At 63.7% G+C, this 25,204-nt stretch carries 23 protein-coding genes; 10 read left to right on the top strand and 13 right to left on the bottom strand.

Going from position 1 to position 25,204, the window contains the following annotated elements; genetic code table 11:
* Positions 1-8 precede the first annotated feature (8 nt).
* Positions 9-1,016: a deoxyribose-phosphate aldolase gene (gene deoC, locus BN2476_RS25645; protein WP_087736963.1), complete on the bottom strand. Its 1,008-nt coding sequence runs from the start codon at positions 1,014-1,016 to the stop codon at positions 9-11.
* Between the two features lie 922 nt (positions 1,017-1,938).
* On the opposite strand from deoC, the gene BN2476_RS25635 reads away from it, so the two are divergent.
* A complete protein-coding gene (locus tag BN2476_RS25635) occupies positions 1,939-2,379 on the top strand; it encodes an Hsp20/alpha crystallin family protein (RefSeq protein WP_087736962.1) in 441 nt (146 codons plus the stop codon).
* 13 nt (positions 2,380-2,392) lie between these two features.
* Positions 2,393-2,800 (top strand): Hsp20/alpha crystallin family protein, encoded by a 408-nt coding sequence (locus BN2476_RS25630; protein ID WP_087736961.1) that lies wholly within the window; start codon positions 2,393-2,395, stop codon positions 2,798-2,800.
* Positions 2,801-2,906: 106 nt separating this feature from the next.
* On the opposite strand, the gene BN2476_RS25625 is transcribed toward BN2476_RS25630, so the two are convergent.
* The 4 genes from BN2476_RS25625 to BN2476_RS25610 all read right to left on the bottom strand — a co-directional run bounded on the left by BN2476_RS25625 (position 2,907) and on the right by BN2476_RS25610 (position 5,795).
* The gene (locus tag BN2476_RS25625) at positions 2,907-4,469 is read right to left on the bottom strand and encodes a tetratricopeptide repeat protein (protein ID WP_087736960.1); all 1,563 of its coding nucleotides are present in this window, start codon (positions 4,467-4,469) and stop codon (positions 2,907-2,909) included.
* A gap of 66 nt (positions 4,470-4,535) precedes the next feature.
* Positions 4,536-4,769 (bottom strand): hypothetical protein, encoded by a 234-nt coding sequence (locus BN2476_RS25620; RefSeq protein WP_087736959.1) that lies wholly within the window; start codon positions 4,767-4,769, stop codon positions 4,536-4,538.
* Positions 4,770-4,897: 128 nt separating this feature from the next.
* Positions 4,898-5,266 (bottom strand): nuclear transport factor 2 family protein, encoded by a 369-nt coding sequence (locus tag BN2476_RS25615; protein ID WP_087737083.1) that lies wholly within the window; start codon positions 5,264-5,266, stop codon positions 4,898-4,900.
* 190 nt (positions 5,267-5,456) lie between these two features.
* Positions 5,457-5,795: a hypothetical protein gene (locus BN2476_RS25610; protein ID WP_235850962.1), complete on the bottom strand. Its 339-nt coding sequence runs from the start codon at positions 5,793-5,795 to the stop codon at positions 5,457-5,459.
* Between the two features lie 87 nt (positions 5,796-5,882).
* On the opposite strand from BN2476_RS25610, the gene BN2476_RS25605 reads away from it, so the two are divergent.
* From BN2476_RS25605 to flhC, 6 genes are all read left to right on the top strand, one after another.
* Entirely contained in the window at positions 5,883-6,749 is an 867-nt protein-coding gene (locus BN2476_RS25605) for a helix-turn-helix domain-containing protein (protein ID WP_438942901.1), read from the top strand.
* A gap of 7 nt (positions 6,750-6,756) precedes the next feature.
* The gene (locus BN2476_RS25600; RefSeq protein WP_087737081.1) at positions 6,757-7,311 is read left to right on the top strand and encodes a GNAT family N-acetyltransferase; all 555 of its coding nucleotides are present in this window, start codon (positions 6,757-6,759) and stop codon (positions 7,309-7,311) included.
* A 98-nt stretch (positions 7,312-7,409) separates the two neighbouring features.
* Positions 7,410-8,246 carry a 2OG-Fe(II) oxygenase gene (locus tag BN2476_RS25595; RefSeq protein ID WP_087737080.1) on the top strand — a complete coding sequence of 279 codons (837 nt, stop codon included), beginning with the start codon at positions 7,410-7,412 and terminating at the stop codon, positions 8,244-8,246.
* A gap of 244 nt (positions 8,247-8,490) precedes the next feature.
* Positions 8,491-9,705, top strand: a complete 1,215-nt coding sequence (locus BN2476_RS25590; protein WP_087736957.1) for a YeeE/YedE family protein — start codon at positions 8,491-8,493, stop codon at positions 9,703-9,705.
* 567 nt (positions 9,706-10,272) lie between these two features.
* Positions 10,273-10,593: a flagellar transcriptional regulator FlhD gene (gene flhD, locus BN2476_RS25585; protein ID WP_087736956.1), complete on the top strand. Its 321-nt coding sequence runs from the start codon at positions 10,273-10,275 to the stop codon at positions 10,591-10,593.
* A gap of 16 nt (positions 10,594-10,609) precedes the next feature.
* Entirely contained in the window at positions 10,610-11,233 is a 624-nt protein-coding gene (flhC, locus tag BN2476_RS25580; protein WP_087736955.1) for a flagellar transcriptional regulator FlhC, read from the top strand.
* Positions 11,234-11,341: 108 nt separating this feature from the next.
* Here the strand turns inward: flhC and BN2476_RS25575 are convergent, their stop codons facing one another.
* The 5 genes from BN2476_RS25575 to BN2476_RS25555 all read right to left on the bottom strand — a co-directional run bounded on the left by BN2476_RS25575 (position 11,342) and on the right by BN2476_RS25555 (position 19,905).
* A complete protein-coding gene (locus tag BN2476_RS25575) occupies positions 11,342-12,670 on the bottom strand; it encodes an Nramp family divalent metal transporter (protein WP_087736954.1) in 1,329 nt (442 codons plus the stop codon).
* Between the two features lie 196 nt (positions 12,671-12,866).
* On the bottom strand, positions 12,867-14,426 hold the full coding sequence (locus BN2476_RS25570) for an efflux transporter outer membrane subunit (RefSeq protein WP_087737079.1): 1,560 nt from the start codon (positions 14,424-14,426) through the stop codon (positions 12,867-12,869).
* Between the two features lie 14 nt (positions 14,427-14,440).
* On the bottom strand, positions 14,441-17,626 hold the full coding sequence (locus BN2476_RS25565; protein WP_087736953.1) for an efflux RND transporter permease subunit: 3,186 nt from the start codon (positions 17,624-17,626) through the stop codon (positions 14,441-14,443).
* 69 nt (positions 17,627-17,695) lie between these two features.
* Positions 17,696-19,018 carry an efflux RND transporter periplasmic adaptor subunit gene (locus BN2476_RS25560; RefSeq protein WP_087736952.1) on the bottom strand — a complete coding sequence of 441 codons (1,323 nt, stop codon included), beginning with the start codon at positions 19,016-19,018 and terminating at the stop codon, positions 17,696-17,698.
* A gap of 32 nt (positions 19,019-19,050) precedes the next feature.
* Positions 19,051-19,905 (bottom strand): alpha/beta hydrolase, encoded by an 855-nt coding sequence (locus BN2476_RS25555; RefSeq protein ID WP_087736951.1) that lies wholly within the window; start codon positions 19,903-19,905, stop codon positions 19,051-19,053.
* A 186-nt stretch (positions 19,906-20,091) separates the two neighbouring features.
* Here BN2476_RS25555 and BN2476_RS25550 point away from each other — a divergent pair, with 186 nt between their 5' ends.
* Together BN2476_RS25550 and BN2476_RS25545 are read left to right on the top strand one after the other, a co-directional pair.
* On the top strand, positions 20,092-21,096 hold the full coding sequence (locus BN2476_RS25550) for a LysR family transcriptional regulator (protein WP_087736950.1): 1,005 nt from the start codon (positions 20,092-20,094) through the stop codon (positions 21,094-21,096).
* Positions 21,097-21,266: 170 nt separating this feature from the next.
* Complete coding sequence (locus tag BN2476_RS25545; RefSeq protein WP_087736949.1) at positions 21,267-21,575, top strand: DUF4148 domain-containing protein; 309 nt, start codon at positions 21,267-21,269, stop codon at positions 21,573-21,575.
* A 237-nt stretch (positions 21,576-21,812) separates the two neighbouring features.
* Here the strand turns inward: BN2476_RS25545 and BN2476_RS25540 are convergent, their stop codons facing one another.
* The 3 genes from BN2476_RS25540 to selD all read right to left on the bottom strand — a co-directional run bounded on the left by BN2476_RS25540 (position 21,813) and on the right by selD (position 25,102).
* Entirely contained in the window at positions 21,813-22,883 is a 1,071-nt protein-coding gene (locus BN2476_RS25540; RefSeq protein ID WP_087736948.1) for a purine-nucleoside phosphorylase, read from the bottom strand.
* Positions 22,884-23,059: 176 nt separating this feature from the next.
* Positions 23,060-23,986 carry a cation diffusion facilitator family transporter gene (locus BN2476_RS25535; protein ID WP_087736947.1) on the bottom strand — a complete coding sequence of 309 codons (927 nt, stop codon included), beginning with the start codon at positions 23,984-23,986 and terminating at the stop codon, positions 23,060-23,062.
* Between the two features lie 42 nt (positions 23,987-24,028).
* Positions 24,029-25,102, bottom strand: a complete 1,074-nt coding sequence (gene selD, locus BN2476_RS25530) for a selenide, water dikinase SelD (protein ID WP_087737078.1) — start codon at positions 25,100-25,102, stop codon at positions 24,029-24,031.
* Positions 25,103-25,204 lie beyond the last annotated feature (102 nt).

The following is a 25,204-nucleotide window of genomic DNA, read 5'->3' as shown; positions in this document are numbered from 1 at the left end:
CAGTCTGCTCAGGCTACAGGGTGACGGTTGAAGGCGGAGTAACGGCCAGTCGCGTGATGCTCCAACTGGCGTTCGATATCGGCGAGAAGGCTCGATGCGCCGATTCGGAACAGTTCGGGTTCGAGCCACGGACGGCCCAGCTCTTCTTTCATCAGGATCTGATACGACAGCGCCGTCTTCGCATCCGATACGCCGCCAGCGGGCTTGAAGCCGATCAGAACGCCCGTGCGCGCGTGGTATTCGCGGATCATGCGCGCCATCACGAGCGACACGTCGAGCGTGGCATTCACGCCTTCCTTGCCCGTCGACGTCTTGATGAAATCGGCACCCGCCATCATGCAGACCATCGATGCGCGTGCAACTTTCGACAGCGTCTGGATATCGCCCGTCGCGAGAATCGCTTTCAGATGCGCTTCGCCGCACGCGGCGCGAAAGTCGCGCACTTCGTCGTACAGCGCCTGCCAGTTGCCCGTCAGCACATGCTCGCGCGTGACGACGATGTCGATTTCCTGCGCGCCGTGGGCCACCGATGCCTCGATCTCCTTCAGTTTCAAAGGATGCGGAACGAGGCCTGCTGGAAAGCCCGTCGACACGGCGGCCACAGGGATGCCGCTGCGCGCGAGTGCATCGACGGCGGCGGCAACATAGCGGTGATACACGCACACGGCGCCCGTCGTGATGCTGCGCGGCGGCACGCCTAGCGCCGCGAGAATGTCGTCGCGCACGGGCTGCTTCGCTTTTGCGCAGAGACGGCGCACGCGGCCTTCCGTGTCGTCGCCGTTGAGCGTCGTGAGGTCGATGCAGGTGACGGCCTTCAGCAGCCACGCGGCCTGCGCATCCTTCTTCACGGTGCGTCGAGCGTTGAGCGTCGCCGTGCGGCGCTCGACGGCCGACTGGTTCACGCGCAGGCCGTCGAGCCAAGAAAGATCGAAAGGCACGCCGGGATTGCGTACGGGATGAACGCGGGCTGCGCGCCGCAACGCGACCACCGACGAAGGCATAGAAAGTTCAGGCATGAGACGTCCGCAGGTTTGTGCAATGCACAGCAACGGCTGATGGTTTATTCGCAGGCATCGTACATCGTTTGATAGGATTCTAACAAGTGTCGTTATGATTGTTTCCACGCGCGACGGATAGGGGAAATGTCGCGCAAAGCGGCGAAAGCGCCGACCGGCGCCGCTTCGGCTGTCCTCGGAGCAAGAGGTTGGTGTTTTCACCAGGGCAAGCGTGCTGCCTGGATAGTGAGAAATGCGTGCCGCGCGCGGGCCGCATAACGGACGCGATAACAGCGGGGATAAACAGCGCGGGCGGCAGACCCGTTAATCGGCCCGGCCGTGATCAGGCTACGGCGCTTTTAATCGCGGGCAGTCTGTGATGCGGCGCGCGGTAGTTGCATTCGTCCGCGCCCAATTCGAACTCGCGGCACGTACTGGAACGCCGCTCATAGATCGGGCACTCGACCTCGCGCTCCACTTCGCCGTTCAGCGCGGTGCAGCGAACGGGCTTGCGTCCGCGCCGCGCATCGCGACGGCCTGCGGCGAGACGGTAGTCGTCAATTGATGGGACACTCGCCCGTTGGCCTCCAGATCAGTTTCGACCAATAGAAACGCGGAAGTGCGCGCAGCGCGTCCGCATTGCCGCAGGAACGAGACATCGGAATCAACGATCTTTGAAGAGTCGGTAAAACCAGAGCAACCGGCTTCGAAAACGAAATTCATAGCAGCCGAGGCGCCGCCAGATGAGGCCGCCCAATGCGCTTTTCAAGGGCCTGATTTTTGCGGAAATCGCGCTTGAAAATTTGCAGAGGCTTCCTATTTATCGATCAGCAGGCAGACGCCGCGTCGACGTGACGGGCACTGCGTTTATCCACTTCGTTCGTCGCGGCACGACAGGCACACTCAGCCCGGATTGTCTTGCCGCTCAGAGGAGAGAGCGATCATGAGTGGCTATTACTTCGGAACCGACCTGTTCGCCGAACTCGACCGCTTGCAGCGGCACATGTCGAGCCGCTTTGGCGCGTTTCCGTCCAGCATCCGTTCGAGCCGTCCGGGTGCGTTTCCGAGCCTCAATATCGGCGTGACCGACGACGCGATCGAGATCGTCGCGTTCGCGCCCGGCATCGATTCGTCGAAGCTCGAACTGTCGATCGACAAGGGCCTTCTGACAATCGCAGGCGAGCGTCCGTCGACGCGCGCCGCGTCGGACGAAGGCGCCCGCGCGTATGCGCAGGAGCGCTTCAACGGCACGTTCCGCCGCGTCGTCGAGTTGCCGCAGCACGCGGACCCCGACAACGTGCAGGCGCGCTACGCCGACGGCTGTCTGCTGATCACGGTTGGCAAGCGCGAAGCGTCGAAGCCGCGCGCGATCACGGTTCAATAAGCGAGGTGAAATCATGAGCGACAACACTCAAGTGACCCAGCGCGACGACAGCGCAATGACCCGCGACGGCACGCGCGAGCAGGAACGCCGCGTGACGCTGACGCCGCCCGTCGATATCGTCGAGGACAGAAAGGCCGTGACGCTGTGGGCCGATCTGCCCGGCGTGTCGAAGGACAAGCTCGACGTGCGCGTGCATGACGGCAGTCTGACGATCGAAGGCGAATCGACGGTGCCCGTGTCCGCGAACGTGCGGCTCTCGCACGCTGAAGTGCGCGCACCGTTCTTCGCGCGGCGCTTCACGATCAGTGACGACTTCGACACATCGAAGATCGAAGCGAATCTGAAGGACGGCGTGCTGAAGCTCGTCATTCCGCGACGCGAGCAGGCGCAGCCCCGGCGCATCGACGTGAAGATGGGCTAACGCGTTTGCCTAAGTTAATGGATGAATGGATGAATGGATGAATGAGAACGGAGCACTCGCGAAGCGCTCCGTTTTTTTATGCCCGCGACCCGCGATGGCGCTTCATTCAAATCCGCGCTTCTAACGCCGCTTGCAGATTCCGCACGACGTCGCTCCAGTCGTTGCGCGTCGACTGACGGAAGAGGCGCATGTGCGGATACCACGGACTGTCGTCGCGATTCAGTTGCCAGCGCCAGTCGGGCGTGAACGGCAACGCGAGCCACACGGGCTTGCCGAGCGCGCCGGCAAGATGCGCGACGGCCGTATCGACGGAGATCACGAGATCGAGTTGCGTGACGAGCGCGGCCGTGTCCGCGAACGTCGTCAGGCGATCGGACACGTCGCGTAACACGCCGCGCTGCACGAGTTCGTCGATGCCCGCGCGATCGATATCGCGCACGTCCTTCACCAGCGAGACGAACTGCGCGTTCGCATCGAACAGCGGCGACAGTTGCGCAAGCGGAACCGAACGGTTGCGGTCGTTCAGATGCGTGCGGCTGCCCGACCACACGATACCGACGCGCAGCCTGGTGCCGCCTTGCCTGAACACGTCGTCCCACTGCTCGACCCATTGCTGATCCGCGTGAACGTAGGGACTCTCGCCGACGAAATGGGCCTCGCGAATCTTCAGCGCGAACGCGAGACTCAGCATCGGAATGTGGTAGTCGAACACGGGCAGCGGCGCCGTTTCGCCGATCACGTCCGCTGCGCCCGGATAGCCGTGCAACAGCGACAGCAACGCATCCTGAACGCGCACGATGACCCGCGCGCCTTTCGCGCTCAGGCGGTCGACGAAGCGGATGAACTGCAGCGTATCGCCGTAGCCCTGCTCGCAATGCACGAGCACGGTCTTGTATTCGAGCGGCTGCTTGCCCGTCCACAGCGTCGAGTCGGGCAGGTCGTGGCTCATCGTGCCGTCGAGCCAGCGCCATTCGTACTCGCGCCAGCCATGTTCGAATTCGCCGAGCAGCAGATTGGTCTGCGCGCGGTTGGTGCGCGCGCCAGCATCGTTGGTATCGATCGACACGGCCTTCTTGAACTGCTGCAACGCTTCGTCGAAGCGGTGCAGATCGCGCAGCGCGACGCCGAGATTCACATGCGCGCGCACGAAATTCGGCTTTAGCGCGATCGCCTGCCGATAGGCCACGAGTTCTTCTTCATGGCGCTCCATCTGGCCGAGCAGCGTGCCTCGGTTGTAGTGCGCCTCGGCGGATCGCGGATAGCGTTGCGTGAGCCGCGCGAGGTATTGCAGCGCGCGCTCGTGGTCGCCCGTTTGCACGAGCGACATCGTCGCGCCGTGCAGCGCTTCGGCGTGATCGGGATAAGCGGCGAGAACGCGATCGAACAGCGCGATGGCTTCCGCATGGCGCCCGGCCATCTGACAGAGGTGCGCGGCGAAATGCAGTTGCTGCGCGTTCGTCGAAGCGGGCAGCGCGGCGCGCATCGCATAGTCCGCGGCGCGCGCGTAATCGCCCTGTTTAGCGGCGACGTAACCAAGCGCTTCGAGCGCCTCGTTGTGGTCCGGCTCGATCGACAGGATGTCGTGCAGCAGCGCAGCGGCTCCGTCGAACTGGCCGGCCGCGAACTTCTGCTGCGCGTCTGCGAGCCGTTGGGCGATATCGTGATTCATGATGCGGCGCTTGCGCGCAGCGCGTCGCTGCGCGAGGGGACGGAGGGGTCGATTGTACGCGACGCCCTAAGCCGTCCACATGTTGCCGCGCCAGCACCACCTGATCCAGCCGACGAGCGCGAGCAGCATGAGCCCCGCGCCGCCGAGCACGGGCTCGCGCCACGCAACGAGCGCGATGAACGTGAACGCCCGGGTGCCCGCGAGCAGCGCGAATCCGGCGATGACGCCCGATGCCGTATCGATTGCGTCCTGCATGCGTTCATACGCGGCGGGGCTCGACGTGACGGCAGGCTCATGCATGACTTTTCTCCTTGTGTATGCGGGACGGACGGTAACGCCTCAGGTAACGCCTCAGGTAGCACGCTCAGGTAGCACGCTCAGGTAGCACGCTCAGGTAGCACGCTCAGGTAGCGCGCTCAGGTAACGCCTCAGGCGACGCCGGGCGCTTCGTCGAGGAAACCCGTGACGGCCTGCAGCTGCCCGGCCGCATCGACGACGCCGAAGTCCGAGCCCTTCACGATCGAAGCCCCCGACGGCGTCAGCAGTTCCCACGAGAAGCGCAGACGGTTCGCGAAACCGTCGACCTGCGTCGTGCGGCGAAACATGTGATGAGGAAAGCGCTCATGGACGGCGCGGATCATCGCGTCGATGCCGTCGTGTCCGTCGCCCGTCAGCAGGGGATCGGCGTAAGCGGCGTCCTTCGCCCAGGTCGCAGCGATCAGCTCGCGGCGGCGGCCGGCGTCGGTTTCGTTCCAGGTGTCGAAGTAACGGTCGATCAGTGCGGTATGCGCGTTCATCAGAAACTCCTTCAGTCGGTGGAGGGTCGAGACGTGCGCCGCTTGCATCATGTTGGCGGCGGCCTCGGACTGAAGATTCGTCGATGAACGTACGCGAGTCGATTACGCGGGAGGTAATGATCGGTCGGCACCAGCGTCGTTGAGGGGCGCTGGTGCGATGGGGAACATGTGAAGCGTTGCGGACGGTGCGCTAGCCCTTCACACCGGACAGTCCGTCAGCGAGCCGCCTGCCCTCGTCATACCCGGCTTCGCGCGCCTCTTCTTCGCTGCGGAACGTCGCGACGAGTTCCTGAAAGCGCTGGCTTTGCCCTTCGAGATGCGCATCCGCGCCATGCCGGCAAACGTAGCCGATGTAGTGCCACACGGTCTCCGGCACGGGCGGCCCATAGGCCGTGACGGGAAGGACCCAGACTTCACGTCCGTTGTGCTCGATCTTGTCCCACATGTTCGCCTCCGCAACGGTAGCAAGGGTCTCCAGTATGACTGCCTTTGCGCGCGTCAGCGATCGGGGCGCGCCATCTTGATCCATAGGCCCGACTCGAACGCCGCTCATGCGCGGCGGCTCATTACCTCCCGGGTAATGGAATGGCGGCGCACTTTGGCTATCATCGTCGGCATGGACACGATCACCGCCCCCTTCCGCGCGCCGTCCGGCGCCCCCCCGATGAGCCGCACCGTCGGCGACATGCTGCGCGAATGGCGTCAGCGCCGCCGGATGAGCCAGTTGCTGCTCGCCTCCGAAGCCGACATTTCGACGCGCCATCTGAGCTTCGTCGAATCGGGCCGCGCGCTGCCGAGCCGCGAGATGGTCATGCATCTCGCCGAGCGGCTCGACGTGCCGCTGCGCTCGCGCAATGCGCTGCTCGTCGCGGCCGGCTACGCGCCGCTCTATCGCGAGCGTCAGTTGAGCGATCCGCAACTGGGCGCGGCGCGCGAAGCCGTCGATCTCGTGCTCAAGGGTCACGAGCCCTTCCCGGCCGTGGCCGTCGACCGGCACTGGACCATCGTCGCCGCAAACAACGCGCTCGCGCCGTTGCTGACGAGCGCGAAGCCCGCGCTGCTCGAAGCGCCCGTCAACGCGCTGCGCCTCTCGATGCATCCGGACGGCATCGCGTCGCAGATCGCCAACTGGCATGCGTGGCGCGCGCATCTGCTGTCGCGCCTGCAGCGGCAGATCGACGTCAGCGCCGACTCGACGCTCGCCGCGCTCTACGACGAGCTTGCCGCCTACCCGACGCCGCCGAACGCCGAGCCCGCCGACGAGAGCCACGCTTGTACGCTCGAGCAGATCGCCGTGCCGCTGCGCCTGCGCACGGAGCTTGGCGTGCTGTCGTTCTTCAGCACGACGACCGTGTTCGGCACGCCCGTCGACGTGACGCTGTCGGAACTGGCGATCGAGGCCTTCTTCCCCGCCGATCCGCAAACGGGCGAAGCACTGCGCAAGTTCGCGGATGCGCGCGCGTCGTCCGCCGCTAGCGCCTGAGCCGCGCATGGCTTCGGACATCTCGATTCGCCAGCTTGGCCCCGCCGATCGCGACGCGTTTTTCGCGCTGCGTCTACGAGGGCTGAAAACGCATCCCGCCGCGTTCGCGCAGAGCTACGACGAAGCCGTCGAGCGCGGCCCGTCGCAGCACGACGCAATGCTCGCCGGCACGCATGAGGCGCTCGGCAACTTCCTGCTGGGCGCGTTTTCGTCGACGGATGGCGCGCTAGTCGGCACGGTAGGACTGGTGCGCGAGACGCGGCAGAAGGAACGGCACAAGGGCTTCGTGATCGGCATGTACGTCGCGGACGAAGCGGCGGGACGCGGCATCGGACGCGCGCTGTTGACGGAACTGCTCGCGCGCGCCGCGCAGATCGACGGGCTGCGGCAAATCACACTGTTCGTCACGAGCGCGAACGCTTCCGCCCGCGCGCTGTATGCATCGCTCGGCTTTCGCGTGTACGGATGCGAACCTGACTCGCTGTGCGTCGACGGCACATATCACGACGCCGATCTGATGATGCGGTTCATCGACGCACCGGCGCCGCTCACCGGCAAATAGCGCTGGCGAATAACAGAGCAAGACCCGGAGTGTTCGTGGACGCCCTTCTGCGTAGACTGGGCCGCATGGATATGGCAAAAGCCGTCACGGAGCCGCTCATGCAGGAAGCCTCATTCGACACACAAGCCGCGCTGTTCGACCTCGATTCGCCTCCGGGCAACGACGCGCGCAAGCCCGCGCACAAGGACACGCGCAACGACGAGCCTGCACCAGCGATCGCCTCGGCGCAGTCGATCGGGCCGCGCATCGACGCAATCGACTGGACGCGTGCCGCAGGCGAGCTCGACGCGCACGGCTGCGCGATGCTGCAAGGCTTGCTGCGCGCCGACGAGTGCGACGCGCTCGGCGCTCTCTATGCGCGCGACGACCTGTACCGCAGCCGCGTCGTGATGGCGCGGCACGGCTTCGGACGCGGCGAATACAAGTACTACGGCTATCCGTTGCCCGATGTCGTCGGCGCGTTGCGCACGGCGATTTATCCACGTCTCGCGCCCATCGCGAACGGATGGAACCAGACGCTAGGCATCGACGCGCGCTATCCGCCGACGCACGCCGCCTTCCTGCGGCGCTGCCACGAAGCGGGCCAACTGCGTCCAACGCCGCTGATCCTTCAATACGCCGCGGGCGACTTCAATTGTCTGCATCAGGACCTGTACGGCGAGCACGTCTTCCCCATCCAGCTCGCGATCCTGCTGTCCGAGCCCGGCAAGGACTTCACGGGCGGCGAATTCGTGCTGACGGAACAGCGTCCGCGGATGCAGTCGCGCGTCGAAGTCGTGCCGATGCGCAAGGGCGATGCCGTGCTGTTCGCCGTGCATCACCGGCCCGTACAGGGTACGCGCGGCGCGTATCGCGTGAACATGCGGCATGGCGTGAGCCGGCTGCACTCCGGCCATCGACAGACGCTCGGGATCATCTTTCACGACGCGGCTTGAGTGCGCCGGCGTGCATCTGCGCCGCTGCGAGCGCTCGCGTGTCTCTATCAGAGCCGCCGTCGGGGGACGAGGCGCACTCAGCATCATCGGGCGTAACGTGCTATGGTTTTCGGCTGGCTTTCGGTTGCACTTCAGTTGCAAGCATGCAGACGAGGCCGCCTTTCCATCAACACGGGTCGCGGCGCCAGGCCGTCAGTACGGCGCCCGCGCACTGCACGGTTCACACGCTCTTCCAACATTCGTCATGTCCGATCTCGCCACACCGCTTCCGCGCCGCTTCGACATCAATCCGAAGCCGCTCGCGTTCTCCCTCGTTCTGATCGCGCTCGGCGCGGTCTATCTCGCGCATACCGTCAGCGGCCGCCAAGCGGCCCTCTATGTAGTCGGCGCACTGCTCGGCATGTCGCTGTATCACGCGGCGTTCGGCTTCACGTCGGCGTGGCGCGTGTTCATCGCCGACGGCCGCGGCGCAGGCGTGCGCGCGCAGATGCTGATGCTCGCGATCGGCGTGCTGCTGTTCTTCCCGGCGCTGTCGGCGGGATCGCTGTTCGGCCATCCCGTCGCGGGCCTGGTGTCGCCTGCGGGCACATCCGTCGTGTTCGGCGCGTTCATCTTCGGCATCGGCATGCAGCTCGGCGGCGGCTGCGCGTCGGGCACGCTGTACACCGTCGGCGGCGGCAGCACCCGCATGCTCGTGACGCTCGCCGCGTTCGTCGTCGGCTCCGTCGTCGCGACCGCGCATATGCCGTTCTGGACCGCGCTGCCGTCGCTCAAGCCGACGTCGCTCGTGACGACGCTCGGCGCGGGCTGGGCCATCGCGATCAACCTTGCGATCTTCGCGGCAATCGCCGCGCTGACCGTCGCGATCGAGCGGCGCCGCCACGGGCGCCTCGTCGACGAGCCGCTGCGCGCCGCCAGCGCATCGCCGTGGCTGCATGGGCCGTGGCCGTTGTTCGCGGGTGCGGTCGCGCTCGCGCTGCTCAACTTCGCGACGCTCGCGTTGTCGGGCCGCCCGTGGGGCGTGACGTCGGCGTTCGCGCTGTGGGGCGCGAAGCTGTTCTCGGTGGCGGGCATCGATGTCGCAAACTGGCCTTACTGGAACGCCCATGCGAATGCGGCGGCGCTCGCGGCGCCCGTCACGCGCGATGTGACGAGCGTGATGGATGCGGGAATCATCCTCGGTGCGATGGCTGCGGCCGCTCTGGCGGGCCGCTACGCGCCTGTCTGGCGGCTGCCCGCACGCTCGCTCGTCGCGGCAGTGGTCGGCGGCTTGTTGCTCGGCTACGGGGCCCGGCTGGCCTATGGTTGTAATATCGGCGCTTACTTCAGCGGTATCGTGTCAGGCAGCTTGCATGGCTGGCTGTGGCTCGCCGCCGCATTCGCGGGCAATGTGATCGGCACGCGCCTGCGTCCCCTCTTCGGACTCGAAGTCGAACGCGCCCGCCCGACCGGCTGCTGACCTGCCGCAAGCCCTCGCCGAATTCTGTAACAGGATTCGTCCAAACCAGTTACAAACTCCCCCGGATTTGTAACTGGCCTCTCGCCTTTTTCGTTACATCTCGGGTTATCCCTAAACCGCTAACCGGCGCCGTATTTTTTACCTGACGGTTTTGCGGTTCCTTTCTCGCCCCTTTCCAGATTCATATCGATTCCGCATAAACGCGCATAGCGGACGGCGTCCCGGCAAATCGGAAGAAATTGCTCCAAGCCTTGCTTCATAAGGGTTTGCGGGCGGTCCGCGGCAAACGTTTTCGCACTATCAGGCGATTATGACGGCGGCATGAAAGAGTTACCGGAATTACCGTTGTTTTGTCGTATCTTTTTTTTGAGACAGGGATTGATTTTTGTAAAACCTGTTCATACAATTCCGCCCAAGCTGTTACGAAATGTAACGTCTTGTATCAAAGATTGGCAGCTGTATCTGCACTCAACTTGACGCCGGAGATCTTCAGTGTCCGGTGGGGCATAAGACCAAAACGGCATAAAAAGCCGGCATAAGTAATTCGGGGCTTCGGAAACAGAGAAAATGGACCGTAGCAGCGAGACGCTGGATTCTATCCGCGAGATCAATTTGTCTTACATCGTGCTCGCACAACGCATGTTGCGCGAGGACAAGGCAGTCGGGATGTTCCGTCTGGGCTTGTCGTCGGAGCTGGCCGATATTCTTGCCGGGCTGTCGCTCGCGCAGATCGTCAAGCTGGCCAGTTCCGATCAGCTTTTGTGCTTCTTCCGCTTCAACGACCACACGATGCTGTCGGCGTTGACGCACACGTCCCGCAACGCAGAAGTGGCATCGACGCATGCCGCGATTCTGCTGGCCGGGCAGCCCGCAGAGCAGTTCGCTTAACCCGCAGAGGACTGCCATGCTGAAAAAGAGCCTCACCGAAGACGCACAGGAAGTATTCCGCGCGATCGCGCTCATCGAACTGGGCGCGCGCATGCAGGTGCTCGAAAGCGAGCTGACGCTGTCGCGCGACCGGATGATCCGCCTGTATCGCGAGGTGAAGGGCGTATCGCCGCCGAAGGGCATGCTGCCGTTCTCGGCCGACTGGTACATGACGTGGCTCGCGAACATTCACGCTTCGCTCTTCTACAACACGTACCTGTTCCTGAAGAACGAAGCGCGCTGCTCGCATCTGGACGCGCTGACCAAGGGTTATCGTCTGTATCTGGAACACTGCCGTCATAGCGAGACGGAGCCTGTCCTCGATCTGACGCGCGCATGGACGCTCGTGCGCTTCTTCGACGCCGACATCCTGCAACTCACGCGCTGCTGCCGATGCACCGGCAAGTTCGTCGCGCACAAGCACGACCTGCAGCACAACGTGGTGTGCGGCGCATGCCAGCCGCCGTCGCGCGCGGGCAAGACGAAGAAGGCCGCAGCCGCGAAGCGCGAGGCGCTGCGCGAAGCCGCGCCGGTGCCGCAGATCGTGGAGATCGCTCCGCCCGAAGAGCAGGTCGTCGAGGAAGCGGCATTGGCGGCCTAGGGCCGCGCATCGCACAGTCCATCCGAAGCTACGCATTACGTTGAAGCCGGTCTCTCGAGACCGGCTTTTTTTATGCTGTCGGCTTTTGCGTTCTTCGCTCTTGCGTTCTCACCCGGCAATGCCGAACGTCTGCACCACGAGCCACAAATTCGCCGCGCTGATCACCACGAAGAGCGCCCACGCGACGATGCGCGTCGGCAGCCGGTTCGCGAATTCGCCCATCAGCGCGCGGTCGTCGGTCATGCGGATCAGCGGATACAGTGCGAACGGCAATTGCAGGCTCAATACGACCTGGCTCGCAACGAGCAGCTGACCGACGGCCCCATTGCCGAGCATCTGCACGCCGACGAGCGCGGGAATCAGCGCCAGCGCGCGCGTGATGAAACGCCGCTGGTAGCACGGAATCTTCAGCTGCAGAAAGCCTTCCATGATCACCTGCCCCGCGACCGTGCCCGTGAACGTCGAGCTCTGCCCCGACGCGAGCAGCGTGATCGCGAACAGCACGGCCGCGAAGCCCGTGCCGACGATGGGCGCGAGCAGCCGGTAAGCGTCCTCGATTTCGGTAACGGCCGTGTGCCCCGTCGAATGAAACGCAGCGCCCGCGAGGACCAGGATCGCCGCGTTGATCAGCAGCGCGAGAAAGAGCGCGACGATCGTGTCGAGCCGCGACAGCGAGATCGCCCCGGCGAGCCCTTCGCGATCGCGCTTGACGGCGCGCGTCTGCACGACGGAAGAATGCAGATACAGGTTATGCGGCATCACCGTCGCGCCAAGAATGCCGATCGCGAGATAAAGCGGCTCGCGCTCGCTGAGCGCCTGCCACGACGGCATGAGCCCCGCCGCCACGGACGGCCAGTGCGGCTGCACGAGCGCCAGCTGGATGACGTAGCCGACGCCGATGGTCGCGATCAGCGCGAGCATGATCGCTTCGAGATCGCGGAAGTTCTTGCCCTTGAGGCCGAGCACGATCAGCGTATCGAACGCGGTGAGGATCACGCCGACCGTCAGCGAGCAGTTGAACAGCAGATGAAACGCGAGCGCGCCGCCGAGCACTTCGGCGAGATCGCAGGCGACGATCGACAGCTCGGCAAGCAGCCATTGAATGCGCGCGACGCCGGGCGAGTAACGCGTGCGCGACAGCTCCGCGAGATTGCGGCCCGTCACGATGCCGAGGCGCATGCTCAGGCATTGCAGCACCATCGCCGAGAGGCTCGACAGCACGACCACGAACAGCAGGCTATAGCCGTAGCGCGAACCGGCTTCGATATCGGTGGCCCAGTTGCCCGGGTCCATGTAGCCGATCGACACCAGCAGACCTGGGCCCGCGAACTGGAAGAGCTTTTTCCAGAACGGCGCGGAGGGCGAGACGGCGACGGTGCCCTGCACCTCGGACGGGCAGAACGGTGCGGTTGCTGTAGTAGGAAGTTTGAACTGCAAAGCCGATAACCTCGCGGTGAATGACCAGCGGCATGGTGAGCGTGACCGGCAACAGGCCGTGCCGCGAACGGCTCCAAGTGTACAAAGAAACGTGCGGCGGCGTCCCATCAGGGTCGAAGCGCCGCTCATCCGCCAGCAAACGAAAAAAAAGCGGACCGCGAAGGGTCCGCTTCTTCGAACGACACATCGGCACCGCTTACTGCTTCGCGACTTGCTCCTTTGCATCCGCGCTGCCGACATCCGTCTTGACGTCGCCCCACCCGCCGCCGAGCGCGCGAATGAGGTTAACCGTCGCGACCGCCTGCGTGCCCGACAGATGGCTCATCTGCAACTGCGATTGCAGCACCTGCCGCTGCGCGTCGATCACGTCGAGATAGCTGACCTGCCCTTCCTGATACTGCGTCTGCGAAAGATGCGCGGCGCGCTGCGACGCGTTGACGGCATCCGTCTGCTCGCGCGTCTGATCGCCGAGCAGACGCAGATCCGACAGATTGTCCTCGACCTCGCGGAACGCAACGAGCACCTGCTGGCGATACGACGCGACGTCCTCGTCATACTTCGCGCGCGCGTTCGCCAGATTCGCCTTGCGCCGGCCGCCGTCGAAGATCGGCACGGTCAGCGCCGTGCCCGCGAACGGCCCGAGCAGGAACGCGCGGCTCGACCACTGGAACAGATCGCCGAGCGTCGCTGACTCGAAGCCGAATGCACCCGTGATATCGAGCTTCGGGAAGAACGCCGATTTCGCGAGACCGACACGCGCGTTCGCGGCAGCCATCGCGCGCTCGGCCGCCGCGATGTCGGGACGGCGCTCCAGCAGCGCGGACGGCAAGCCGGCCGGCACGCGCGCCATCACGGGCGCAAGCGGCGTCTCGGGGAACGAGAAGTCGGCGGGCGGCTTGCCGAGCAGGATCGCGAGGCTGTGCTCGGACGCCGCGCGCTGACGTGCGACGCCGACGGCATCGGCGCGCGCCGTCGCCAGTTCGTTGCGCGCGCGCGAGACGTCCAGCTCGTTGATGTCGCCTTCCTTGAAGCGACGCTCGACGAGCTTCAGCGCGTCCTCGCGCAGCGTCACTGTCTGACGATACAGGCTCAGTTGCGTATCGAACTCGCGCAACTGGAAGTAGTTCTGCGCGACATCCGCCTGCAACGCGAGCTGCACCGAGCGGAACAGCGCTTCGCTCTGCGCCTGGTCGGCGCGCGCCGCGTTCACGTTCGAACTCACGCGGCCGAACAGATCGACTTCATACGATGCCGTCGCCTGCGCGCGCCAGAGCGTTTGCGTCGCCACGTGCGCGTCGTTCGGCAGATTCTGCGAAGCCGGCGACAGACGTTCGCGCGTCGGCCCGAAGCCCGCATCGATCGACGGGAACCAGTCGGCGCGCGCCGCTTGCGTCAGCGCTCTCGATTGCTGCACGCGCGCGGCGGCCGCCTTCAGGTCCTGGTTCGCATCGGCCGCCTGCTTCTCCAGATCGTTCAGCGTCGTATCGCCGAAGATCGCCCACCATTCGCCGCGCTGCGCTTCCTCATTCGGCTCCGCGGGCTTCCACGTGCCGGCTTCGCTGGCGGGCAATGCCGCAGCGGGAGCCGATGCGCCATCCGTCGTCGCCGCCGATACAGGCGCTTCCTTGAACGCTGCGGGAGTCGGCGCGTCGGGCCGGTGATACGTCGGCTCGACCGAGCACGCCGCCAACAGCAGCATCAGCAACGCGCTCGCCGCCGCGCGGCCCGCGCCGCGCATCTGTTCAAACCTTGTCATTATCGTTTTCTCCATCATGCATCCGTCGTGTGCGCGACGAGATGCGGTGCGTCCTTTTGCGCGACGTGAATCTTGCCGCCCGCCAACGTCCGCAGCACCACGTAGAACACGGGCGTCAGCATCAAACCGAAGAGCGTCACGCCGAGCATCCCGAAGAACACGGCCACACCCATCGCGTGACGCATTTCGGAACCGGCGCCGCTCGATACGACCAGCGGCACCACGCCCATGATGAACGCGATCGACGTCATCAGAATCGGACGCAGACGCATGCGGCTCGCTTCGATGGCGGCCGCCATCGGCGTGCGCCCGTCGTGCTCCAGCTCACGCGCGAACTCGACGATCAGAATCGCGTTCTTCGATGCAAGCCCCACCAGCACCATCAAGCCGATCTGCGTAAAGATGTTGTTGTCGCCTTGCGTGAGCCACACGCCGGTGAGCGCGGACAGCACGCTCATCGGCACGATCAGGATCACCGCGAGAGGCAGCGTCAAACTCTCGTACAGCGCGGCGAGCACGAGGAACACGAGCAGCACGCTGATCGGGAACACCCACAGCCCCGCATTGCCCGCGAGAATCTGCTGATACGTGAGGTCGGTCCATTCGAACTTCACGCCCTTCGGCAGCACTTGCGCCGCGATGCGCTCGGCGGCCGCCTGCGCTTCACCCGACGAGAAGCCCGGCGCCGGACCGCCGTTGATGTCAGCGGCCGTGTAGCCGTTGTAGCGCACGACCATTTCCGGGCCGTACGTCGGCGTCACCGTCACGAGCGACGACAACGGCACCATCTCGCCATTCACGTTGCGCGTCTTCAGTTGCAGGATGTCGTCGGCGCGTTGACGGAACGGCGCATCCGCCTGCACGCGCACCTGGTACACGCGGCCGAAGCGGTTGAAGTCGTTCACATACAGCGAGCCGAGATACACCTGCATCGTGTTGAACACATCCGTCACGGGCACGCCCAGCTGCTTCGCCTTCACGCGGTCGAGATCGACGTTGAGCTGAGGCACGTTGATCTGATAGCTCGAGAACGTCGGACCGAGTTCGGGCGTCGCCGAGGCTTTCTTGATGAACGCTTCCGTCGCCTTGTTCAGCTCTGCATAACCGACCGCGCCATGGTCCTCGAGCTGCATCTTGAAGCCGCCCAGCGTACCGAGGCCGAGCACGGGCGGCGGCGGGAACACGGCGACGAACGAATCCTTGATCGCGCCGTATTGCTGGTTCAATGCGCCCGCAATCGCGCCCGCCGACAGCGCCTTGCCCTTGCGCTGATCGAACGGCTTGAGCGCGACGAACACGATGCCCGCGCTCGAACTGTTCGTGAAGCCGTTCACCGAAAGACCCGGGAACGCCACCGCGTTTTCCACGCCCGGCTGCTTCAGCGCGATCGCGCTCATGTCGCGGATCACCTTCTCGGTGCGGTCGAGCGAAGCGCCGTTCGGCAGTTGCGCGAATGCGATCAGATACTCCTTGTCCTGCGCCGGAACGAAGCCACCCGGCACGACACGCGACACGAGCACCGTCAGGCCAAGCAGCACGGCATAGACGACGAGCATCGCGCCCTTGCGCTTGAGCACACCGTTCACGCCGCGTCCGTAGCTGTCCGAGCCGCGATGGAAGACCTTGTTGAACGCGTTGAAGAAGCGTCCCAGCACGCGGTTCATCACGCGCGTGAGAATGTCTTCCTTCTCGCCATGACCGCGCAGCAGCATCGCCGACAGCGCCGGCGACAGCGTCAGCGAGTTGAACGCCGAGATCACCGTCGAAATGGCGATCGTCATTGCGAACTGCTTGTAGAACTGGCCCGTCAGCCCGCTCATGAATGCGAGCGGCACGAACACGGCAACCAGCGTGAGCGCGATCGCGATGATCGGCCCGCTCACTTCCTGCATCGCCTTGTAGGTTGCATCGCGCGCGCTGAGCCCGCGCTCAATGTTCCGCTCGACGTTCTCCACGACCACGATCGCATCGTCGACCACGATACCGATCGCGAGCACCATCCCGAACAGCGACAGCGCGTTGATCGAGAAGCCGAACGCGAGCAGCAGCGAGAACGTACCGACAATCGACACGGGCACCGCGATCAACGGAATGATCGACGCGCGCCACGTTTGCAGGAACACGATCACCACGATCACGACGAGCGCGATTGCTTCGAGCAGCGTGTGCACGACGGCCTCGATACTCGAACGCACGAACTGCGTCGGGTCATAGACGATCCGGTACTCGACATCGGCCGGGAAATCCGCGCTGAGTTCCTTCATCGTCGCGCGGACTTCGTCGGAAATTTGCAGCGAGTTCGCGCCCGGCGACTGGTTGATCGCCATTGCCACTGCCGGCTTGTTGTCGAGCAGCGAGCGCAAGCCGTATTCCGAAGCCGCAAGCTCGATGCGCGCGATATCGCGCAGATACGTGACGGCACCATCGGGGGCCGTCTTCACGACGATGTCCCCGAACTCGCTCTCCGTCTTCAGACGGCCGCGCGCGTTCACCGACAATTGCAGCGGCGTGCCCGGCACCGACGGCGATGCGCCGATCACCCCGGCAGCAACCTGAATGTTCTGCTCGCGAATTGCGTTGACGACTTCCATTGCCGTCAGATTGCGTTGCGCGACCTTCTGCGGATCGAGCCACACGCGCATCGAATAGTCGCCCGCGCCCCACAACTGCACCTCGCCCACGCCCTTGATCCGCTCGAGGCGGTCCTTCACGTTGAGCAGCGCGTAGTTGCGCAGATACGTCATGTCGTAGCGGTCGTTCGGCGAGATCAGGTGCACGACCATCGTCAGCGTCGGCGAGCTCTTGATTGTCGTCACGCCGAGACGCTGCACGTCTTCCGGCAGACGCGGCAACGCCTGGTTCACGCGGTTCTGCACGAGCTGCGTCGCGAGGTCGGGATTCGTGCCGAGCTTGAACGTGACCGTCAGCGTGAGATTGCCGTCGCTATTCGCCTGCGACTGCATGTACAGCATGTTTTCGACGCCGTTGATCTGCTCTTCGAGCGGCGACGCGACGGCTTCGGCGATCACCTTCGGGTTCGCGCCCGGATACTGCGCATGCACCACCACGGAAGGCGGCACCACTTCCGGGTACTCGGAGATCGGCAGCTGGAACAACGCGATCATACCGGCGAGCAGGATCACGACCGATAGAACACCAGCAAAGATGGGCCGGTCGATGAAGAATTTGGATATGTTCATGTGAAGCTCTTGATGTTGGAGCGCCTACGGCTTTTACGCATGCATCGATGGATTGCGTCGGCTGGCCGCTCACGAATCCTTGCGCACCTTCGCGCGCGGCTGCGTTTGCGCCTGCGATTGCGGCGCCGATTGCGTCGTCGATTGCGCTTGCGGTTCGGTGTGCTTCTGCTTCGTTGCGTCGAGCTGCGCGTCTTTTTCTGACTTTGCGTCGTCGGCAACGGATGCGCTGTCCGCGTCGCCGTTGCCCATCGCCACCATGTGCGCGCGAATCTGCGCACCTGGACGCACGCGCTGCGTGCCGTTCACGACGATCCGATCGCCCGGCTGCAAGCCGCTCTTCACGACGCGAAGATTGCCTTGCAGATCGCCGAGCTGCACTTCGCGATACGCAACGTGTTCGTCCTTGTCGACGACGAACACGAACTTCTTGTCCTGGTCCGTGCCGACAGCGGCATCGTCGATCAGCAACGCCGAATGCGGCGCGCTGCCGCCCACTTTCACGCGCGCATACAGGCCCGGCACCAGCGAGCCGTCGCCGTTGTCGAAACGCGCGCGCACGCGGATCGTGCCCGACGACGTATCCAGCCGGTTGTCGACGGATTCGATCGTGCCCTTGCGCGAGTAGCCCGTTTCGTTCGCGAGGCCCAGTTCGACGGGCACCTTGCTGTCGCTCTTCACCTGGCTGATGTAGCGCAGATACGTCTGCTCGTCGGCATCGAACTCCGCGTAGATCGGCGACACGGACACGAGCGTCGTCAGCGGCGCGGCGTTTGCGCCCGCGTTCACGACGTTGCCGACCGTGATCTCCGCGCGCGAGACGCGGCCCGCGACGGGCGCGACGATCTTCGTGTAGCCGAGATTGATCTGCGCGGCTTCGAGCGCCGCTTGCGCCGCCTTGACGTTCGCGTTCGCTTCGCGCGCGCCGTTCTGCTTCTCGTCGTAATCGCGCTTTGCAATCGCGCTATCGCCGATCAGTCGCTGAGCGCGCTCCCAGTCGCTTTGCGCGTAGCCCGCACGCGACTGCGCGGCCGCAAGCTGCGCCGCCGCGCGATCGACTTCCGCCTGGTACGGGCGCGGATCGATCACGAACAGCACGTCGCCCTTCTTCACGAGCGCGCCGTCCTGGAAGTTCACGGACACGATCGTGCCCGACACGAGCGGCCGCACGTCGACTCGCTCGACTGCCTGAAGACGGCCCGAATAGGTTTGCCAGTCGGTGATCGTTTTCTGCACGACAGTGGCGACATCGACTTCGGGGACGATCGTCGGCGCGGATTGCGCGGGCGCGCGCGCGTCGACGCGAATCGCGCCGAACGTGCCGAGCCCCGCGATCACGATGACGGCCAGCGCGGCGAGCGCCAGCTTCGAACGCGAGAGAGGAAAAACAGACATGTCAGACTCCGGAATTTAGTTGAGAAGTTTGTTTATCGGAGTGAGCGCTCGTCGAAGCGCCACTGGAAGAATCGAACGGCCTCTAGCAGCGCCGCGGAATGATTGGCGAGCGCCGCGTGCGACACGCTCGGATAGCGCACCACCTGCGTCTGCACGCCCGCCTCGATCAGATTGCTCGCGTACTTCTCCGCTTCGACGTGCAACACGTCGTTTTGCGCAGTCGCGATCAGCGTCGCGGGCAAGCCCTTGAGCCGCACCGATTCGAGCGGGGCCGCATACGGGTGCATGCGCTGCGCCGCTTGCGGCAGATACGCGCGATAGCACGCCGCGCATTCGCTCGCGGTGATGTCCGAGCTCAAGCGCTTCTCGTCGCCGAGACGCGTGAGACTCGGGTCGAGCATCGGGCCGAACAGCGCCTGTGCATCGATGCGCACATCGCCGCGATCGCGGCCGATGAATGCAAGGCAATTCGCTAGCGAGCCGCCCGCATCGTGGCCCGCGACACCGATCTTCTTGGTGTTGCCGCCGAACGCTCGTGCGCGTGTTTGCACCCACAGCGCCGCGCGATGCGCATCTTCGGGCGCGGCCGGAAACGGAAACTGCGGCGCGAGCGAATAGCCGACCGACACGACGAGTGCGGGCGTGTGCTGCGCGAAATAACGCGCGGCGTAATCGGCTTCTTCGAGCGAACCGCGCACGAAACCGCCGCCGTGGAAATAGAGCAGGATCGGCAAGCCGCTCTTCGCGGCGGCCCGCCGATAAAGGCGCAATGTGATGTCCTGCGCGTAGCCTTCTATCTGCACGTCGGTGACATCGAGCGACGCAGCGTTTTCCGCCAGGCTCGTGGCCGGAGGGACAAAGGTGTGGCGCGGGTTGAATGCATCCATGTCGAACAGCGCAATGCGCGAAACTATCGAATGGTGCGAATTGTGGGTCCAGCAGACTTCCAAATAAATGCCTATAATCCGGCAACACAATTCGGTGCACCTGAACAATCGAAAAGCTTTATTTGGCGCCACCAGCCAACTAAAGCGGATGCTTCACCAGTGCTCCGGCTCTTTCGGAGGTTTGCAATGGACCGGCTCCAGGCCATGCAAGTGTTCACCCGGGTCGTCGATACGAACAGCTTCACCCGGGCAGCGGAAACGCTCGATCTGCCACGCGCTTCCGTCACGACGATCATCCAGAATCTCGAAGCTTTTCTCGGCACGCGCCTGTTGCACCGTACGACGCGCCGCCTGTCGCTGACGCCCGATGGCGCCGCGTACTACGAGCGTTGCGTGCGCATTCTTGCCGACGTCGAAGAGACGGAAGCGAGTTTCCAGAGCGGCAACAAGAAGCCGAGTGGCAAGCTGCGCATCGATATGCCGGGATCAATCGGACGTCTGCTCGTCATTCCCGCATTGTGCGAATTCCATACGAAGTATCCGGATATCGATCTGCAACTCGGCTTGTCGGATCGCCCTGTCGATCTCTTGCAGGAAGGCGTCGATTGCGTGGTGCGCGTCGGCGCGCTGCAGGACTCGTCTTTGGTCGCGCGACGAATAGGGTTATTCGAAGGCGTGTCGTGCGCAGCGCCGACGTATGTCGAGCGCGCGGGCATTCCTCAGACGCTCGAAGATCTCGAACACCACAAGGCCGTCAATTATTTTTCGAGCCGCACGGGCCGCATCATGGACTGGTCGTTTCTCGTCGACGGCAAGGAAATCGAAGTGAAAATGAAGGGCCTGGTGTCCGTGAATGATGCGGACGCTTACGTGACGTGCGGCCTCGAAGGCTTCGGACTGATCCAGCCGCCACTCTTCATGGTGCTGCCGCATCTGCGCTCGGGCCAACTGGTCGAAGTGCTGCCCGATCTGAAACCGCTGCCGATGCCGATTTCCGTCGTGTATCCGCATAGCCGGCATCTGTCGTCGAAGGTGCGCGTATTCGTCGACTGGATTGCGGAGCTGTTCGACCGCTGTCCGCTGTTGAGCGGCCGTGCAAGCCTCGACAAGACCTGCTCGCAGCGCACGTTCGAACAGAAAGAATCCGCGCCGGACCTCAAAACACCCGTCATGTCGGAGTGGGTCGCCTAGTCCGCGCGGCCTTTGTCTAAAAGGACGATCGCGGCTTCGCGCCGCGATTGTTCCGAAATCACGACAATTCATTTCACGAAAGTCGGGTTTATCGCCCGCACGTCAAAGCCTACATTTCACCCTGTCGCGGCGCCGATCGAGGCGCGGCAAACGAAACACAGGAGTGAATCATGAAGCGCAATCTACTGGCAGGTCTTGTTCTCTCGCTGCTCGTCAGCGCACCGGCATTCGCTCAAGGCGGTGGCGGCATTGGCCGCGCGGGTTCGTACAACGATCAGTGGTGGCAGCATTCGGAGAGCGCATCGGCGCAGAAGTCGCGCGCTGAAGTTCGTGCGGAAGTCGCGGAGGCGTATCGCGACGGCACGCTGCCTTCGCTGAACAAGACCTCGTATCCGGAACAAGGTCTCGTTGGCCGCACGCAAGCGGAGCGTCTCGCCGTGCAAAGCGACAACAGCGTACGCGTCGCTCGCCGCCAGTAAGCCCATCCTTCGTTTTAATTGCAGGAGCCGATCATGAGCCCGTCAGAACTCGATGACTGGAATGCGGACATTCCCGTGTGGACGCCTTATCGCGCGCACTGAGTTGCACAGCGCGCGCGCAATAAGCGCACGTTAAGCGTGCATAAAAGCACTGTGCAATAGCAAAGCGCTCAATCGCTTTATACGATTGAACGCTTTGCGCTTCCAGATGCGGTATTGATGTTCTGCTTTTTAACGCTAGCGTTGCGGCACGCCATCGCGCCATTCGCCCCAATGCGACACGATATCCTGCACGAGCGGATTACCCGCGCGATAGAGGTTCTCGAGTGCAATATTGAAGCCGCCTTGCGCAGCATAGTTGAGCAGATTGTCCGCGCTCGTCTGGCCTTCGTATGGACGATCGAAATCCGAACCCGCGCGCAATACGGCAACGCGATTCAGATCGACACGATGCACGCTCGCCGCGCGTTTCAATGCTTCGTACGTTGCGTTGTCTTCCTGCTGGGTCGTGCAGTAGACGCCCTTGCCGTCCGTGAGAATCTTCGTCCACTCGCGCGCGCGTTCGCCTAGCTTCGTGCCGGACCACCACGTATCGCCCGCCAGCGTATCGCACTGAATGACCGTGGGCGGACGATTAGCGGGCGCGTAATTGTATTTGGCGCGCGCCGCCTGTGCTTGCGGATTATCCGAAAGCACCACGCTACGCGACAGCGCAAAAGCCGTATCGGCGAGTCGCGGATTCAACTGGAACACTTCCGTTCTGTAGTCGAGCGGCGGCTTGTCTGTCGGGCTTTTCGTATTGATGCCGAGATAACCGGTATTCCAGCCTGAAGGAATTTCGCGTCCGTCTATTTCCCATTGAATGCCGAAATCGACAAGGTACTTGGCCCATGCCGCGGAGCCGACCGTGCCCTGAATCGGATCGATGCCCGCAATGCCCGCGACCATGAAATACGTGTGCCGCAAATCGAAACGCGATGAGAACGCGAGCGCCATCGTCGATGCAGCGGCATTCGCGTGCCCCATGCCCGTCGTCATCACGCAGATGTCCTGCTTGTTGCAATGAATGGCGGGATAGTCCGGCGAAAGACCCGCGACGGAAATGTCTTGCCACGGGCCCAGCTTGTCGAGCCACACCTGCCCTTCAGGCCCGAACATCGAAATGATCATCACCTTGACGGGACGGCCTTTCGACTCGCCACTGCCTTGAGAGAAGCCGTCGTCATCCTGCGCGTTCGCGAGCGGCGAAATGGCCGAGCATGCGGCCAATGCCAATGCGGTTAAAGCTCCAGCCGTGCGAGTCACCATGACAAATCCTTTCTTTATGCGTATTCGTCGATTGGGAATGGAATACATGCCCTCGCGGAAAAGGGCGGAGCCAAGTATAGAAGCCATTCAATTGTTTTCCATTAGCCAATTCCGAATCAGCGAATTGAATAGCTATTACGCATAAAAGAAAGACGAATCTAATAACGCATCAAGCGTTAGTCGAGCGAAGCCTCGGTCCGCACTCTCGGCACATCCGGTTCGAAAAACACCCATCGCACCTGCGGAAACTTCTCTTGAAGATCTGCTTCGACGACATTGATCGCATCGACCATTGCACGGCCGCTTTCGTAGTCGATCATCTCCGCCTGCACCGCGACCACCACGTGTCGGCCCCATTGCAGCGTGATCAGATTGATGATGCTGCGAATCTCCTTGCGCGTGCGCAGATGCGCTTCGATTGCGCGCCGCACTTCCGGGCTCGCGGATTCGCCGATGATCATCGACTTCACTTCGCGCGCAACCAGGAACGCGATCACCATCAGCAACACGCCGACGCCGATCGAACCCCACGCGTCATACGCGGGATTGCCCGTCACCATCGTGGCAAGCACGGCGGCGAATGCGATCGCGAGACCCAGCAGCGCGGCCACGTCCTCGCCCGTGACGACGAGCAGCTCCGATTCGCGCGTCTCGCGAAACCATCGCCACATTGACTTCTCGGGATTCGTCTTGCGGATTTCCTTGAGCGCGCCCATCAGCGAAAACGCTTCGAGCACGACCGACACGCCCAGCACACCGAGCGCGATATACGCATGCGACAGCGGTTCGCGCGCAACGAGCCGATGCGCGCCTTCATAGACGGAAAACACCCCGCCGACAAAGAACAGCAGCAACGCGACGATCAGCGAATAGAAGTAGATCGCGCGTCCCGCGCCGAGCGGATGCAACAGGCTTGCCGGCCGGCGCGCCTGCTTCAGGCCGAACAGCAGCAGCACCTGATTGCCGCAATCGGCCGTCGAGTGAATCGCTTCGGCGAACATCGAGCCCGAGCCCGTGAATGCCGCTGCGGCGAACTTGCATACTGCAATGCCGATGTTCGCCGCGAGCGCGTAAAAAATGGCCTTCGGTGATTCTTCTGTCATGGGCTCTTCGTGTTGTCGTGATGCGCGGGAAGCGACGCGGGATCAGACGACTTCGACGCGCGGCGCGCCATCTTGAAGTTCGCCGATCACGGCCGCGCGATCGAAACCGTCGGCGCGGAAGATCGCGAGCACGTCATCGACGACGGACGGCGAGCACGACACGAGCAGGCCGCCCGACGTCTGCGGATCGGTGAGCAGCGTGCGTGCCGTCGCGGGCAGGCTGTCGGCGAGACGCGTGTCTTCGCCATACGAAGCCCAGTTGCGGCCCGATGCGCCCGTGAACGTGCCCGCCGCCGCGAGTGCATCGACGCCCGCGATCCACGGCAGATCGGCGTAGCGCACGCGAGCCGTCAACTTCGCGCCGCGCGCCAGTTCGAGCGCGTGGCCGAGCAGGCCGAAGCCCGTCACATCCGTCATCGCGTGCACGCCGTCGAGCGCGGCCAGCTCCGTGCCGGGGCGATTGAGTTTCGTCGTCGCGGCGATCATCGCGGCATAGCCCGCCTCGTCGAGTTGATTCTTCTTGAGCGCCGCCGACAGCACGCCCACGCCGAGCGGCTTGCCGAGCACCAGCACGTCGCCTGCCTGCGCCGACGCATTGCGCTTCACGCGCTGCGGATGCACGACGCCGAGCGCGGCAAGACCGTAGATCGGCTCGACGGAATCGATCGAATGGCCGCCCGCGACGGGAATGCCCGCCTGCGCGCAAACGTCCTCTCCGCCGCGCAGCACGGCCGCGATCACGTCGTGCGGCAACACGTTGATCGGCATGCCCACGAGCGCGAGCGCCAGAATCGGCTTGCCGCCCATCGCGTAGACATCGGAGAGCGCGTTGGTGGCGGCGATGCGGCCGAAATCGTACGGATCGTCGACGATCGGCATGAAGAAATCGGTCGTTGCGATGATCGCCTGCTCGTCGTTCAGGCGGTAGACGGCCGCGTCATCTGCCGTTTCCGTGCCCACCAGCAGGTCGGGAAACGACGGCATCGGCATGTTCCGCTTCAGCAGATCGGACAGCACGCCGGGCGCGATCTTGCAGCCGCAGCCGCCGCCATGCGACAGGCTCGTCAGACGCGGCACATTGGACGCAACATTGGGAGTAGCAGCGGATTCGGTCATGATCGTGAAGTGAAGGATTGTCGACAACGACTATTATCGGGCAATCCGCTGCATCGCTGTCGAATAGGGCGTACGGCCATACGCAGCGGCATGCGCGGCGGC

The sequence above is a fragment of the Paraburkholderia piptadeniae genome, assembly GCF_900007165.1.
Lineage (GTDB): Bacteria > Pseudomonadota > Gammaproteobacteria > Burkholderiales > Burkholderiaceae > Paraburkholderia > Paraburkholderia piptadeniae.
Note: the sequence above shows the minus strand (reverse complement) of the source record. Positions and strands in the feature narration are given on the sequence as shown.

Coding starts and splice junctions, on each gene's coding strand:
- flhC (WP_087736955.1), top strand. CDS start 10,610: ATGCTGAAAAAGAGCCTCACCGAAGACGCACAGGAAGTATTCCGCGCG.
- BN2476_RS25625 (WP_087736960.1), bottom strand. CDS start 4,469: ATGAATCACGATATCGCCCAACGGCTCGCAGACGCGCAGCAGAAGTTC.
- BN2476_RS25630 (WP_087736961.1), top strand. CDS start 2,393: ATGAGCGACAACACTCAAGTGACCCAGCGCGACGACAGCGCAATGACC.
- BN2476_RS25620 (WP_087736959.1), bottom strand. CDS start 4,769: ATGCATGAGCCTGCCGTCACGTCGAGCCCCGCCGCGTATGAACGCATG.
- BN2476_RS25550 (WP_087736950.1), top strand. CDS start 20,092: ATGGACCGGCTCCAGGCCATGCAAGTGTTCACCCGGGTCGTCGATACG.
- BN2476_RS25590 (WP_087736957.1), top strand. CDS start 8,491: ATGTCCGATCTCGCCACACCGCTTCCGCGCCGCTTCGACATCAATCCG.
- deoC (WP_087736963.1), bottom strand. CDS start 1,016: ATGCCTGAACTTTCTATGCCTTCGTCGGTGGTCGCGTTGCGGCGCGCA.
- BN2476_RS25605 (WP_438942901.1), top strand. CDS start 5,883: ATGGACACGATCACCGCCCCCTTCCGCGCGCCGTCCGGCGCCCCCCCG.
- BN2476_RS25555 (WP_087736951.1), bottom strand. CDS start 19,905: ATGGATGCATTCAACCCGCGCCACACCTTTGTCCCTCCGGCCACGAGC.
- BN2476_RS25600 (WP_087737081.1), top strand. CDS start 6,757: ATGGCTTCGGACATCTCGATTCGCCAGCTTGGCCCCGCCGATCGCGAC.
- BN2476_RS25545 (WP_087736949.1), top strand. CDS start 21,267: ATGAAGCGCAATCTACTGGCAGGTCTTGTTCTCTCGCTGCTCGTCAGC.
- BN2476_RS25565 (WP_087736953.1), bottom strand. CDS start 17,626: ATGAACATATCCAAATTCTTCATCGACCGGCCCATCTTTGCTGGTGTT.
- flhD (WP_087736956.1), top strand. CDS start 10,273: ATGGACCGTAGCAGCGAGACGCTGGATTCTATCCGCGAGATCAATTTG.
- selD (WP_087737078.1), bottom strand. CDS start 25,102: ATGACCGAATCCGCTGCTACTCCCAATGTTGCGTCCAATGTGCCGCGT.
- BN2476_RS25540 (WP_087736948.1), bottom strand. CDS start 22,883: ATGGTGACTCGCACGGCTGGAGCTTTAACCGCATTGGCATTGGCCGCA.
- BN2476_RS25635 (WP_087736962.1), top strand. CDS start 1,939: ATGAGTGGCTATTACTTCGGAACCGACCTGTTCGCCGAACTCGACCGC.
- BN2476_RS25615 (WP_087737083.1), bottom strand. CDS start 5,266: ATGAACGCGCATACCGCACTGATCGACCGTTACTTCGACACCTGGAAC.
- BN2476_RS25560 (WP_087736952.1), bottom strand. CDS start 19,018: ATGTCTGTTTTTCCTCTCTCGCGTTCGAAGCTGGCGCTCGCCGCGCTG.
- BN2476_RS25535 (WP_087736947.1), bottom strand. CDS start 23,986: ATGACAGAAGAATCACCGAAGGCCATTTTTTACGCGCTCGCGGCGAAC.
- BN2476_RS25595 (WP_087737080.1), top strand. CDS start 7,410: ATGCAGGAAGCCTCATTCGACACACAAGCCGCGCTGTTCGACCTCGAT.
- BN2476_RS25570 (WP_087737079.1), bottom strand. CDS start 14,426: ATGACAAGGTTTGAACAGATGCGCGGCGCGGGCCGCGCGGCGGCGAGC.
- BN2476_RS25610 (WP_235850962.1), bottom strand. CDS start 5,795: ATGGATCAAGATGGCGCGCCCCGATCGCTGACGCGCGCAAAGGCAGTC.